11 protein-coding genes are annotated in these 14117 nt (G+C 65.0%); 4 read left to right on the top strand and 7 right to left on the bottom strand.

Annotated elements, in window-relative coordinates; genetic code table 11:
* Window positions 1-154: 154 nt before the first annotated feature.
* Entirely contained in the window at window positions 155-1570 is a 1416-nt protein-coding gene (locus KF708_21900) for a hypothetical protein (protein MBX3415352.1), read from the top strand.
* Between the two features lie 37 nt (window positions 1571-1607).
* On the top strand, window positions 1608-2741 hold the full coding sequence (mnmA, locus tag KF708_21905) for a tRNA 2-thiouridine(34) synthase MnmA (protein MBX3415353.1): 1134 nt from the start codon (window positions 1608-1610) through the stop codon (window positions 2739-2741).
* 242 nt (window positions 2742-2983) lie between these two features.
* Here mnmA and KF708_21910 read toward each other — a convergent pair whose 3' ends face one another.
* Genes KF708_21910 through KF708_21920 form a run of 3 tightly spaced genes read right to left on the bottom strand, consistent with a single transcriptional unit; the run spans window position 2984 to window position 5588 of the window.
* Entirely contained in the window at window positions 2984-4492 is a 1509-nt protein-coding gene (locus KF708_21910; GenBank protein MBX3415354.1) for a serine protease, read from the bottom strand.
* Between the two features lie 51 nt (window positions 4493-4543).
* Window positions 4544-5038, bottom strand: coding sequence for a hypothetical protein (locus tag KF708_21915; protein ID MBX3415355.1), 495 nt, complete (start codon window positions 5036-5038; stop codon window positions 4544-4546).
* Complete coding sequence (locus KF708_21920) at window positions 5028-5588, bottom strand: sigma-70 family RNA polymerase sigma factor (protein MBX3415356.1); 561 nt, start codon at window positions 5586-5588, stop codon at window positions 5028-5030. Before KF708_21920 ends, KF708_21915 begins: the two co-directional genes overlap by 11 nt.
* 394 nt (window positions 5589-5982) lie before the next feature.
* On the opposite strand from KF708_21920, the gene glgA reads away from it, so the two are divergent.
* Both glgA and KF708_21930 read left to right on the top strand, forming a co-directional pair.
* Window positions 5983-7473: a glycogen synthase GlgA gene (glgA, locus tag KF708_21925; GenBank protein MBX3415357.1), complete on the top strand. Its 1491-nt coding sequence runs from the start codon at window positions 5983-5985 to the stop codon at window positions 7471-7473.
* A gap of 141 nt (window positions 7474-7614) precedes the next feature.
* The gene (locus KF708_21930; protein MBX3415358.1) at window positions 7615-8529 is read left to right on the top strand and encodes a PDZ domain-containing protein; all 915 of its coding nucleotides are present in this window, start codon (window positions 7615-7617) and stop codon (window positions 8527-8529) included.
* A 67-nt stretch (window positions 8530-8596) separates the two neighbouring features.
* On the opposite strand, the gene KF708_21935 is transcribed toward KF708_21930, so the two are convergent.
* The 4 genes from KF708_21935 to KF708_21950 all read right to left on the bottom strand — a co-directional run bounded on the left by KF708_21935 (window position 8597) and on the right by KF708_21950 (window position 14093).
* Window positions 8597-10363, bottom strand: a complete 1767-nt coding sequence (locus tag KF708_21935; protein MBX3415359.1) for a metallophosphoesterase — start codon at window positions 10361-10363, stop codon at window positions 8597-8599.
* A 111-nt stretch (window positions 10364-10474) separates the two neighbouring features.
* Window positions 10475-11587 carry a methyltransferase domain-containing protein gene (locus KF708_21940; GenBank protein MBX3415360.1) on the bottom strand — a complete coding sequence of 371 codons (1113 nt, stop codon included), beginning with the start codon at window positions 11585-11587 and terminating at the stop codon, window positions 10475-10477.
* A 137-nt stretch (window positions 11588-11724) separates the two neighbouring features.
* Complete coding sequence (gene floA / locus KF708_21945; GenBank protein ID MBX3415361.1) at window positions 11725-12666, bottom strand: flotillin-like protein FloA; 942 nt, start codon at window positions 12664-12666, stop codon at window positions 11725-11727.
* A 344-nt stretch (window positions 12667-13010) separates the two neighbouring features.
* Window positions 13011-14093 carry an alcohol dehydrogenase catalytic domain-containing protein gene (locus KF708_21950; GenBank protein ID MBX3415362.1) on the bottom strand — a complete coding sequence of 361 codons (1083 nt, stop codon included), beginning with the start codon at window positions 14091-14093 and terminating at the stop codon, window positions 13011-13013.
* Window positions 14094-14117 lie beyond the last annotated feature (24 nt).

Raw genomic sequence — 14117 nt, forward strand, 5'->3', positions numbered from 1 at the left:
ACTACGACACCCCTGCGCGGAAAATACTTGGCACGCGCCGCCCCGTGTGGCCATACTGAGCGGTGCCTACCTTCGGACTTCGCCGCCAGCAGAGACGCGGTCCGCCGGGTCCCGCCAGGACCTCCCCTCCCAGCCTCGAGAGAGTCGACACGCTATGCTTTTGCCGACCCGCCCCTTCGTCGTGCGTGGAGTGCCCCTGTCTCTCACGCTGGTCTGCCTTGCCCTCGTCTCCCCCGCGCAAGCTGATGAACCGGCCGCCGACGCCAGCGCCGAAGTCAGCTTCCGCCGCGACGTCGCCCCCGTCCTCGTCGACCGCTGCCTCGGCTGCCACGGCCAGCAGGATGCCAAGGGAGAATACCAGCTCCACAACTTCGAATCGCTGCTGAAGGAGGGCTACAGCGGTTCCCCCGTCGTCACGCCGGGCAAGGCCGACGAAAGCGAGCTCTACCTGCTCGTCGCGACAGACGACGCCGATACCCGCATGCCCAAGGAGGCCGACCCCCTCACCGCCGAGCAGGTCGAGGCGATCAAGCGCTGGATCGATGCCGGAGCAAAGTTCGACGGCCCCGACCCGACGGCGGCGCTGGCCTCGATCGTGCCGGGCAAACCCTATCCCCCCGCGCCGCAGGCCTATCGCGCTCCGCTGGCCGTCACGGCCCTGGCCTTCCATCCATCGGGAAACGAGCTAGCGGCCTCGGGCTACCATGAGGTCACCCTCTGGAATCCCACCGATGGCGCACTGCTGCGGCGGATCGGCAACGTCGCGCAGCGCGTGTATGGCCTGGCCTACAACCACGACGGATCGTTGCTCGCCATCGCCAGCGGCACGCCGGGCCAGGTCGGCGACGTGCGGCTCGTGAATCCGGCCACCGGCGAACTGGTGCGTGAACTGGGCCGCATGGCCGACGTCGTCTATGGCGTGGCCTTCAATCCTGACGGAACGCGACTGGCCGCATGCAGTGCCGATCGCTCGATTCGCGTCTACGACGTGGCTACCGGCGAGCAGCAACTCCTGATCGAAGATCATGCCGATTGGGTGCTGGCCGTCGCCTGGAGCCCCGACGGTTCGAAGCTCGCCTCGGCCAGCCGCGACAAGACGTCGAAGGTCTTCGACGCCGCCACGGGCGATTCGCTGGCCACCTTCGCCGGACATGGCGAAACGGTCTACTCCGTCAGCTTCAATGCCGACGGCGCGCAAGTGCTCACCGGCGGCGGCAACAAGGTGGTCCACATCTGGAACCCGGCCGACGCCGCCAAGATCGGCGATATCGGCGGCTATGGAGGCGACGTGACGCAAATCCTCGTCCGGGGCGATCAGATCTACAGTTCTTCGGCCGATACGCAGGCCCGGCAGCACGGTGGCGAAAAGCGCGAACAAGTCCGCGTCTACGCGGGTCATCGAGATTGGATCTATTCGCTGACGATCTCCGAGGCCGCGGGGCGCCTTGCCACCGGCGGATATGATGGCGAAGTGCGGGTTTGGAATCTGGCCGACGGGGCGCAGACGGCCGCCTTTATCGTTTCGCCCGGACTGGGCACGACGGCCGCCGCCCAGGCCGCGGCGCAGTAAGCCCGGCATCGGCCCACGCCTCTCGCGAGTTACGTGCATGGCACGCGTCGTTCTGGCAATGTCGGGGGGAGTCGACAGCAGCGTCGCCGCCTGCCTGCTGCGCGATGCCGGGCATGAGGTGATCGGCCTCTTCATGCGGCACGGCGAGCCCGCCCCGGTCGCCTGTGCGATCAAGAACGAGTCATTTCCGGCCGACGCGAAGCTCGGCGCGCTGCCGATCGTCAATCCGAACATGCACAAGCAGGGCTGTTGTAGCGCCGCCGACGCCGACGATGCACGCCGCGTCGCCGAACGGTTGGGCATCGTTTTCTACGCGCTCAACTTCGAGTCGGAGTTCGAGCAGATCATCGACTACTTTGTCGACGAGTACAGCTCGGGCCGCACGCCGAATCCCTGCGTCATGTGCAACAACTGGCTCAAGTTCGGCCGTATCTGCGACTACGCCGACAGTATCGGCGCCGACTATGTCGCCACGGGGCATTACGCGCAGCTCACGCCGCCGGCCAGCGACGATGACTTTCCGGCGCTGCGGCGCGGGTTCGATGGCACGAAGGATCAGTCGTACGTGCTGTTCGGGCTCGATCGCGGCGTGCTGCCGCGGCTCCTCTTCCCGGTCGGCGGTTATCGCAAGGAGCGCATTCGCGAGCTGGCGCACGAGTTCAACCTGCGCGTGGCGGCCAAGCGCGACAGCCAGGAAATCTGCTTCGTGCCCGACAACGACCATGCCACCTTCGTGCGTCGCCGCCGCGGAGCCGAGGATCTCTCGGGCGAGATCGTCCTGGCCGATGGTACGGTGGTCGGTCGCCACGAAGGGCTCGAGGGGTTCACCATCGGCCAGCGCAAGGGGCTGGGCGTGGCCCTGGGGGAGCGCCGCTTCGTCTTGCGCATCGAGCGCGACACCCGCCGCGTGGTGATCGGCACGCGCGACGAGTTGGCTCGCGGCGCGTTCACCGCCGAGCGCGCGAACTGGCTGATCGATGAGCCGAGCGAGCCGCTGCACTGCGACGTGCAGATTCGCTACAACAGCGTGGCCACGCCGGCCACCGTCCTTCCACTCGGCAAAGGCCGCTTCCGCGTCGAGTTCGACGAGCCGCGACACGGCATTGCCCCCGGCCAGGCCGCCGTCTGCTACCACGGCGACCACGTCCTTGGCGGCGGCTGGATCGAGTAGCAGATTCGATCGAGGAATGCACTGGCTGTCAGCCTGTGCAGGGGCCAGCGGGGTGTAGCGGGGTAGCACCGATCATCTTGCGGAAAAAGCTCTCCTTTTGAAATGCACCCAAGTCGCAAGATGGTCGGTGTCGCGCAGCGACCAGAGGGCAAGTGGAAGCCAAGCAATTTCAGCGTGGCGTCAGCGACTCCTCAGTATCTGTTCCTCGGCGCGGGCATGTTCGACGTTGGCAACAAGACAGACTATTCCGGCTTCTGCGGCCCCGCGTCGAGCAGCTCGCGAAGTCGTTCAACTTCTGCATTGAGCGAGTTTAGTCGCTCGGCCGATTCGGACTCGGCCTGGGCACGGCGTGCCAGCTCGGCTTGCAACGTCTCGACAAGAGCCTGCAGGTTGCGCAGCCGCTGGCCAACCTCGCCGTCGCTGGCGGGGGGCGTCCCCTCCGGAGCGTTCTGGTTCTGTAATACCGTAGTGTTCAATCCACGGGCCGAGTTGCGAATCTCGAGCTGATTCGGCGCGATGCGTTGCACCTTGAGTTGCGGACCGAACCGCGAACGCTGCGCCGACTCGTCTGGCGACTGCGCACGAGGCGCCGCCTGATCGAGCACCTGGTTCTGCATCTGCTGGCTCATACCCGCCGCGCCAAGCGTGACGTCCGCCTGGCGTTTCTCTCCCGCGCGCTCGTAGCCGACCGAGAGATGATCGCCCGGTGCCCGCTTGAGAACCTGTGTCTGCACCTGATGCGCGTGGCGCACGGGTTGATCTTCGATCGTGGTGAGCAGATCGCCATCCTCGATCCCGGCCTCGCGTGCCGGCAAGCCGTCGAAGGCTTCGAGCACCCGTACTCCGGCCCCCTGCGGATCGGTCGACAACTTCAGCCCGATCGTCGGACGCTGATGCTCGAGCATGACCAACTCTCCGGGTACGACGGCCTTCGTTAGTCGGGTCACATGCGAGGTGGGGAGCGCGTAGCACCAACCGGTTCGTTCTTCGCCGATCTCGGTGGTGACGAGGATGCCGATCAAACGCCCTTCGTCATCGACCAAACCTGCCCCATGCGAGGTTTCGGCCGTGCGAACGTCCGACTGCAATAGCGGTGGCAGCTTGGCATCGGCCAGTCGGTCGACGCCGCTCAAAACGCCCTGCGAGACGAGCGCTCTCTCGGTGCCACTGGCGGCAGCGGTCATTACCGCGGAGCCGACACGTGGAATCTCGCCACTCACGGGCAGGCCGGGCAACCTGGCATCGGCTACCTGCAACAGGCAAAGGCCCGTGTAGCTATCGAAGACGCGCGGCTCGGCGTCGGCCTGCGAGCCGTCGGGCAAGGTGACTCGCACCTTCGAGGGGAGTGGCGACGCGAGCATCGTGACGATCAATCCCTCTTCGAGCGCCACGCCCGAACCGACCGAGACCTCGGGAATTCTGTTCAGCGCATGGACGAGATTCTGCGATGCGACCACCGCACGTGGCTGACCATCGGGCCCCACGACCACGAGCCGAGAGGCAAGCCCGTTCTCGGCTTGTGTCTCGACGGTTGTCCCGTTCGAGGTGAAGGTCCTGGCTGCCTGACCGGCGCCGGCCGGACCTCCTCCGATCTCTTCCGCGGGCACGTCGGCCATAGCCCGCACGGTGACGGTGTTCGCCGAGAGTTGCTCGGCAATCTCGGCCGTGGGCAACTCGGTCGCCAGCATGCGGTCACTGCCGAAGGACAGCAGCACGCTGGCGAATGAAACTCCAAGAATCTGCCACCGCATGATTCGTCGCGAGCCATCGCTCGCCTCCCAGGCGAATAAACCTCAGACCGCTTAAATCGAAAGGTAGGCCACTTCCGAAGATTCTCCTTCGAGGAGATCGAACACCGCTTCGCGCTCGGGAATGGTCAGTTCCTCGACTTCTTCGTAGGAAGCGACCGGAACGAGCATCACCTCCGGAGCAACCGCGCTACCCGACGTCGTCGCCGGCGGCGCGACCATCCCCGCCACGGCCACCGCGGGGCGAGCATCGGCGGCCGGTCCGTGTCCGACCGAGGACGACTTCCAAACCGCCACGCCCCACACCGTGAGCCCCACGGCCGCCAGGCTGGCTGCCAGCGCCAGCGGCCAGCGCCGTGGCGCACGAGATCGCGCATAGGCAAACTCGCGCGGCACGTCGCGCCGCGCGGGAAACGCGGCCGACAGGTGTCGCGCGTCGTCGCGCAATTGTTCGGCCAGGGCGAGCAGTTCGGGCGAGTCGCGCAGATCATCGTTCAAGGCTGCCGCGGGCTGTTGCGGTTCGCCACGACTCGATTCGTCATATCGCACGGGGAAATACCTCGTTCACGTCGCGCGGCACGTCGCGCAGTAATTCGGCCTGCGGGCCGGTGATTCGTTCGCGCAGGGCGGCCAATCCATGATGAAGGCGGGACTTTACCGTTCCCAGCGGACATTCCATGACTTCGGCGATCTCTTCGTAGCTCAATTGTTCGCTGAACCGCAAGACGAGCACTTCGCGCTGCCCGTCGGGCAAGGTGGCCACGGCGCCCCACAGGCTCCGTTTCCATTCCTCGACTTCGACCCGGGTCTCGGCAGCCGGATGCTGGCGCGGCCGGCGCTCTTCGTTGCCCCACAGCACGCTCAGCTTGTTGCGCCAGATACCGCTGCGTCGGCGCTGACGACGATCGAGATTCAGCAAGATGCCGTACAGCCACGTGTAGACGCTGCTGCGGCCACTGAAGCGATGCGATTCGCGCGCCAGCACGCAGAACGTCTCCTGCGCGAGATCCTCGGCGTCCCAGGGATTGCCCGTCATGATGAGCGCAGCGCGATGGATGCGCTCGAAATAGCGCGTCGCGGCGTCATCGACGTCGATCAATCCCACTGGGTCGAACCTTGCTTGGCAGGGGCGCCGCGTCCCGGGCCCGCGAAGCCCGGGCGAGCCGCACGAAAGGTCTGCACGGCTAGCCACATTCTACGTAGCACGTTCGGGGCGAACCAACGCCCCACGGTGTATTCATGCTTTTGTCGCTACAAGGCCGACAAAAGTTCTCGCGTGAACCGGAGTTCTTCGTCCGGGGTCCTCTTTTCACGCAAGTCCCCCAACCGCTAGAATTTCGGCGTATTATTGAGGGTTATCGGCGGCGGTCAGGATCGACCGTCATCGTCCGCATAACCCGTCGCGGCGGGGCTGACACCGCCAGGCGGACGCGGTGTTCGTCCCCTTATTGCCGTCGGTCCTCAACCCCGGACCGGCGACCGGGAGCCCTGGCATGCACATCCTGCTCGCTACCAGCGAAGCGGTACCTTTCGCCAAGACAGGCGGTCTGGCCGATGTGGCCGGCGCGCTACCTAGCGCCCTTTCGAAGCAGGGGCACAAGGTCACCTTGATGCTGCCGGCGTATCGTTCGGTGCGCCAAACGAACCTCCCCCTGCAGCCAACCGAGATCGAGTTCTCGTTCGCCATGGGGGCCCGCAACGTGACGGGCCGACTGCTCGAAACGCGGCTGCCCGGCAGCGACGTGACCGTTTACCTGGTCGAGCAAGACGACTACTACGATCGCGACGGCCTGTATCGCAGCGGCAACGAAGATTACAAGGACAACTGCGAACGGTTCGTCTTCTTCTGCCGCGCCGTGCTCGAGACGATTCGCCACCTCGATACGCCGGTCGATGTGCTGCACGCGAACGACTGGCAGACGGGACTGCTGCCGGCCTACTTGAAGATCGACTATCGCGGCGTGCCCGGCTACGAGCAGATCGCCTCGCTGCTCACGATCCACAACATGGCCTATCAGGGCCAATTCTGGCACTGGGACATGCTGCTCACCGGGCTCGACTGGAAATTCTTCAACTGGCAGCAGCTCGAGTTCTTCGGCAAGTTGAACCTGCTCAAGGCCGGACTCGTCTTTGCCGACGCCATCAACACGGTCAGCCCACGCTACGCTGAAGAGATCCAAGGCTCGGAGCAAGGTTGCGGGCTCGAAGGCGTGCTGCAGCAGCGACGGGCAATCTTGTCGGGCATCATCAACGGCGTCGACTACTCGGTCTGGAACCCGGCGACCGATCGGCACCTGGCGCAGACTTATGACGTCGTGACGATCGCTACCGGCAAGCCCGCCTGCAAGGCCGCCCTGCAAAAGTTGCTCGGACTGCGCGAGGAGTCGCGTGCCCCGCTGGTCGGGCTCGTGGGCAGGCTCGTCGAGCAAAAAGGCATCGACCTGGTCACGCGCGTCATGCAAGAGTGGGTTCACCGCACCGAGATCCAGTGGGCCATTCTCGGCACGGGCGAGCCCAAGTACGAACAACAGCTCACCGCCCTGGCCGAGCGCTTCCCGCAACGCGTGGCCGTGAAGCTCGACTTCTCCGATCCGCTGGCGCACCAGATCGAGGCGGGCGCCGACATCTTCCTGATGCCGAGCCGCTTCGAGCCGTGTGGACTGAACCAGCTCTACAGTCTCAAGTACGGTACGGTACCGGTGGTGCGTTCGACGGGGGGACTCGTCGATACGGTCACCGACACGAACGAGCAATCGCTGGCCGCCGGTACGGCCACGGGTTTCGCCTTCCACGACTACAGCACGCTGGGGCTTTCCGAGGCGTTGCGGCGTGCCCTGGACACCTACGAATCGCGGCCCGAGATCTGGCGCAAGCTGCAAGAAACCGGCATGCGGCAAGACTGGTCGTGGGACGCGAGTGCCCGCAAGTACGCTGATCTGTACGGGCAAATCCTGGCCCGGACGCGACAGACCGTGCGGACCTGATTTCACGGGTCGAAGAACATCGCGGCCCCCTGCGGCGACGAGGGGACTATTTTCTTTTTCGGCCGCATAGCTTCGCGAAATCGCCCGGCTTATAGTCGTTGGGTAGATGCTTACCCATGCGCCTTTCGGGGAGATCGACCGATGTCCGCCGCTTCTGGAACGCTTTGCCGCCTCCGCTATGCCTCACGTCAATGCGCCGTATTCTCGGCCGTGGCTGCGCTCGTGACGATCGCCGCGCTGGCCTCTTCGCCGGCTAGCGCGCAGCATGGATTCAGTGGCGGCATTCGCGGTGGCATGGGAGGCTTTGGCGGCACGATGGGGGGCTTCGGTGGCGTCGCGATGGGCCATCCCTTCGGTTCTTCGATGGGCCTGGTCGGTACGCCGGGCATGCACCCGTATGGCTACAACTACGCCGGCATGCCGTATGGTCCGAATCCCTACGCAGGACTTCATCCTCTCTCGCCGGCCGGACTGGGACCTTACAACCCAGCGATCGCACACCCCTACAATCCTTGGGGACCGATCAACCCTGGTGGCAACCATCCGCTGACGCCGCTGTATCCCCCCAACCGCCCGCTGACGCCCCTTTATCCGGCGAACAACGACTACTGGCCCTGGTGGTGGTACAACAATCCCGACTTCGGCTACACCTATCAGATGTATCCCTTCTCGAACTTCTGGGAGATGCTCGGCTTCTACGGCCACTATGGCTACTACGGTGGGCAGCAGGGCATGGTCGTGAGTGGCGTGCATGGCAACACACTGGCCAATCAGATCGGACTGGCCGCCGGCGATATCATCACGTCCGTCAACGGCCAGCCGGTGCAGAATGCCGAGCAATTCGTGCAGGCCTTGCGCGAGGCGAAAGGACCGATCACGCTCAGCGTCTACGACACGCGCAATGGGCGCACCTCGAACTTGAACTTCAACGCCGAGGATGCCGCGCGGTACGCTCCCCCGGGTTCCAGCGGCAACACGCCCGCCACCGAAGCGGAAGGCACGCGGCAAGATGTGCGCAACGTGGAAAGCGGCGAGAATAACGTGCCGCAGCAGTAGGTTTCGCGCGAGCGCGACCTACTTGCTGATGATAGCCAAATGACCTTCGCCGCCAGGCTCACCGCGATCACTTCGGTGGTAATGCCTCGCCCGCGCCGGCTTCCGCCTTCGTGGATGCTCCCTCGGGCTTCCCAACACGGGGAATCTGCAAGGTATCGATCGGCGTATCGCCATCGCCGACGGCAAAGAATTCGACGGTCATCTGCGAGCTGTCGGCCTTGACGCGGAGCGCGCCGTGCTCGCCGTTGTAGATGGCCTGACTTCCCGCGGCGAGCTCGCCAAAGCCGTCGATGCGGCGGCCTCCCAGCCCATTGACGAGATACGATAAGCCGTCGATCTCGAGACGCTCGTAAGTGTGGCTGCTTCCGGCAATCACCAGGTCGGCGCCCCACTCGCGCAAGGGCCAGCGGAGGGGGACATCCGCGCTCTGCTCTTCGCCCGATGAGTAGGGCGCGCGATGCAGCAAGACAACTTGAAAAGGGGATGCCGACGAGGCCAGCTCGTCGCGCAACCACCTGGCCTGCTTCGACTGGGCGTCGACGCCGTCGGGCTCGCGCGGATCGCTGTCGAGCACAAAGAAATGGATCGCCCCGGCGACGAAGTCGTAGTAGCGTTCGTTTCCCGGCAGCGTGAAATATTCCAGGTAGGGCGCCGCGCCGGCACTCTGCCAGTCGTGCGTATCAAGCGCCGGAAAGAAGCGATTCGTTGCCGTCCCCCTTCCGAACATGCCCCCATAGTTGCCGATGAACCGCTGGTAGTATTTGCCGATATTGGCGTCGATCGTGCTGGCGGCGCCCGTGTCGTAGTTATTGCCCCCCACGGTAGCGACCAGGTCGGGATTCCATCCATCCACGAGCGCCGCCACCGCCGCTTCTCCTGGCCCATCGAAGCCATAGCCACCGATGATCGCGGCGGTAACCTGCGCGGCGGGATCGCCCTTGCGCGGAAAACGGCGCAGCGGCTGATTCGCTCCTTCGCTCAAGGTGTAGTAATCGCGTCCTTCGCGATCGAACGTCACCGACTCTCCCTGCGGCTCGAACTTGTAAGGCACCACGATCGAATCGGATTCGAGTGCCGTCCAGACATCGGTGCCGAGCGGTCGCGGAAACAACAGCACGGCGAAATAGGTCTTCATCAGGATCTCGGTGCCGTTGGGCGAGATGTCCCCGGCGACGAACCCCGTGCCTTCCATCTCGCCCATGCATTCGAGCGTCGTCGTCTCTCCTTCGGCCAGGGGAAACCTGGCGCGATAAATCCGCGCTTGCGAATCGCGTTTCGAGACGATGAACAGGTCGCCCGTCAGCGGATCGACGAGCAAGGTCTCGGCGTCGCGCGGTCCGTCGGGATAGACGAGCGTGATCGTGGCGACGTCGGCGATGTCCGCCGTCACGGGCTCTTGATCGGCGCGGACGACCGGCTCGGGCACGCGGTAGACTCGAATCGAGCTGCGTTTGCCGTTGTTGTCGCCGATATCTCCGATGTAGAGATAGTCGACGCCGCTCGCTGGCCCAGGGCCCAGGGCGATATCTTCCCAATCGATCGCCTTGGCGCCCGGGATGTTGAAGGTGCCGAGCAGCGCGCCCTGCTTGTTCAAGGCGAAGATCCGCGCCGAATCGCCCGAGTCGTTGTGCGTCCAAAAAACATCGAGGTGCTTGCGACTGGCGACGAGGCCGCTGGCCTCGACCACGTCGCTCCCCTCGACGTTGCCGGTCGTCTCGCCGGGCAGAAAGCGGACCGAGGGATCGCGCTCGGCGGCGAGCGACTCGCCATGGAAGAGAATCCAGGCGAGTACCAGGCCTAGGATGAAATGTCGGACGGTCAGAGCCATGCGCATGGGCCAGCACTTACTTCGCGTTGACGAGGTTGCGAAGCTCGATCATTGGCAGAAACCGCCCGTCTGGCAAGTAGGTACACGGCTCCGGTGAGCCCGAGCTTATCTTGCGGCTCAAGCCTGGACGAGCCAGACGAAATCCTTGGAATTGCGGCAACTGCGCACCAGGTAATTGGCGTAGCCCAGATGCTCGGTGGCCAGTTGCAGCAGGCGGCCGAAGGTGGCGGGCGTGTAGTAGTGCGCATGAATGGCGTAGCCGCGCTCGCGCAGGCTGGCGGTCGTCACGTCGGGCGCGGTGTAGCGGACCCACTTCTCGTAATGGTGTTCCTGGAACGTCCACGTGCCCTCGCGCCACTCACCGAGCCAATCTTCTTCGCGCGAGAGGGGCTGCCGCAGGTCGAAACAGTTATTGGCGTCGGGCACGACCCCCAGCACGTGTCCCCCCCGGCGCAGCTTCTTGTGCCACACCTCGAGCGTGCCCAAGGGATTCACGAGATGCTCGAAGACGTGGCTGCTGAAGATGAAATCGAGCGAGCCGTCGGGAATGTTCTCCAGGCGTTGAGCGTCTCCCACGATATAGCGGTCCCATAGCTTGCGGACCTGCTCCGGCACGTTGCCGGCGTATTTCTTACCGTACATCGCCATCCATTTGTCGAGCGGATATTGCTCGAGGTAGCGCACGTCGATCTCTTTCGAGGGCAACACCTGCGGCGACATCCCGGGACCGATCTCGATGCCGTTACCGCGCGCATACTCGAAGAGATCCTTGCGCAGCGAAAGCGCCTCGCTGATACCGAGCAACACGGATCCGGTGTTCGTCCCGGCGCGCCCCTCCGCTTCCTCGACGCCGATTACTAGCCGCGCCTGTTCCACGTCTTTCAAGCGTGCCGGCCAGCGCAACGGAAGGGGACGCCAGTTGCTCGTCGTGTCGCGCAACTCGGCACGCGCCACCTCGAAACGCTCTCCCTTCGCTCCCACCGCCGCGACACGCAGCGTGACGGGTCGGGCATGGCGTTCATCGGCGCGGGCCACGCTCCAGCCGAGATCGTTCGGCATCGATCGCATCTCGTCGAAGGCAAGGAAACCGCCGATCTGCAGTTCGGCGCCGGCCGCCAGACGCAACGAGTGCATCGCCAGGTCTTCCGATTGGTGCAGACAGGGTTCGAGCCCCTCGGGCATCTTAAGCACAGCCCGATCGCGACGACGCACGAGATCGATCAAATTCATCGCGGGACATCCTTTCCTCGCTCGGTTCAAAACAGGCCGCCCGTGATAGCGGCGCAGGCAGAACCTGTCCAGGTCATTTGCCGGGCGACAGCAACGACAGCAGCACGCTGGGCCGCGAAATCCGCCGGCCGGCGCGGTTACGTCTTGGCGGGACCGTTGCCATTCGACGCATGCACGTGCAGATTGCCATCGCGGAAGGCCGTTGCCATGGCCAGCGGCACCTCGGCCTCGGCCAGCACGACGCGCGAGCGGTTCTCGGCCACCTGGGCCTTCATCTCTTGCTCGCGCGCCACGGCGAACGCGCGGCGTTCCTCGGCATGGGCCCGGGCCACGCGCATGTCGGCCTCGGCCTGATCGGCCTGCAAGCGAGCGCCGATGTTCTCGCCGACGTCGATATCGGCGATATCGATCGAGACGATCGTGAAGGCCGTCTGCGCGTCGAGCCCGCGACGCAGCACCGCCTTCGAGATCATGTCGGGATTCTCCATCACCAGCAGGTGACTCTCGGCCGAACCGATCGAGGTGATGATGCCTTCGCCGACACGGGCGATAATCGTGTCTTCGGTCGCGCCGCCGATGAGCTGCGTCAGGTTCGTGCGCACCGTGACGCGGGCACGCACCTTCAACTCGACGCCGTTCTTGGCGATGGCGCTCAGGGTGGTGCGATTGCTTTTGGCTGGATCGGGGCAATCGATCACCTTGGGATTCACGCTCGTCTGCACGGCGTCGAGCACGTCGCGGCCGGCCAGGTCGATCGCTGCGGCGCGGTCGAAGTCGAGATCCAGATCGGCGCGATGCGCGGCGATGATCGCCCGGATCACCCCCGGCACGTTGCCCCCCGCCAGGTAGTGCGCCTCGAGACGGCGCGTGGTGATGCCGCTGTTCGGGTCATTCCCCACGCCCGCCTGCATGGCCATGATCTTCGACTGCACGATGACGCGGGCATTGACCTGCCGCAGCGACATGCCGATCAGGCTCCAGATGCTGACCCGCGCGTTCGACATGTAGGCCTGAAACCAGATCGGGCCGTAGATCAGGGCCACGATCAAGGCGACGAAGCCAAAGCCGAGCAGCAGCATGACCCCCAAAGCAAACCAAACCAGGTCGAGAGGGCCTTCGGCGAACAGAACGGGCAGCGAGACGAACATGGGTGGAGTCCTCGTGCGAATCCGGAGAGCGAGGTGTTTGGATAGCATACTGGCTGCACGAGCCGTGAGCCAGCGAGGACGCCGCGGAGTGAGAAGGAATCGCGGAGTTGTGCTTGGAGGGGTGGGGTGGTGGTGGGGGAGATTTCTCTGATCCTCTGGTCGCTGCGCGACACCGACCATCTTGCGACTTGGGGTCGTTTCGGAAGGGGAACTTTTTCCGCAAGATGATCGGTGGTACCCGGTCGCGGGGGTATCCGGTTGGTTTTACTGGCGGGTTAGAACTCGACGACCGTCTTAATGCCCTGCGGATGGCGGTGCTCGTAGTGCCAGAGGGCCTCGTCCTGCGCGACGCGCGACGTGATGAGCCGGGCCAGCGTGTTGGGCATTTGCTCGTGGAAGCGAGTCAAGTTCGCGAGCGAGGCGCTGAAGTCGCGCAGCGCCGCGTTCACGCTGCCCAGGATCAGATGGTTTCGCAGCAGGCTGTCGCGCATCATGCGGGCCACGTTGATGGCGGCCGGCTCCGGGCGGCGCGTGCTGCCGAGCCAGGCGATGGCTCCGCGGGCACGCACGATCGCCGCGGCACGCACGGCCAACTCGTCGTCCCCCGTGCATTCGAGCAGCAGGTCATAGCCGTCGCGTTCGACGTCGGCCGGATCGAAGTTGGCCTGTTGGGCGGGCAGGTACTCGCCGCCAAGTTCCACGACCATCTGGGCGCGGAAGGTGGTCGGGTCGTCGCGGCCGTAGACGGTCGTGGGCCAGCCGCGGGCCAGCGAGCCCAGCAGCGCCCCAAAGGCGATGGGCCCTAGTCCCGTGATGAGCACGCGGGGGGGCGCCGAGGGTTGCCAGTATGGCTCGCCGAAGCGGGCCCGTTGGAGCAGCGTGATCTCGCTCATCGATTTCTCGGAGCAGGTCAGCGGCTCGACCAGGATGGCGAACGGCCGTTGAGCGGGCGCGATGGGGAGCAGGTGTCGTGGCTCGTCGAGCCAGTAGGGGGTCGAGAAGCCATGTTCGAGCACGATGCCGCGTTCGGTGTAGTTGCCCATCGCCAGCATGTCGGGGCGATGGGGTGCATCGACCGCGGCGCGGCGCACGAGGGGCAGGACGAGATCGCCCGCGCGGTATTCGCGGACGCCTTGTCCGACCGCCTCGACCTGGGCCAGGCATTCGTGCCCCAGCACAAGAAACCCGCATCCGGGAGGTGACATTGGTTCGCGGGAGTGGAGGATCTCGCGATCGGTGCCGCAGACGCCGAGTTCGAGCGTGCGGCAGAGGACCTGGCCGGGGGCAGGTTGAGGTGGCTCGGTCAGGTCGACGAAACCGGGCTCAACCCGCCCGGCAAAAGCGGCAATTCCCCGCATCGTGCGGTCCGTCTAGCAAAGGGG

The sequence above is a fragment of the Pirellulales bacterium genome, assembly GCA_019636335.1.
GTDB lineage: Bacteria > Planctomycetota > Planctomycetia > Pirellulales > JAEUIK01 > JAHBXR01.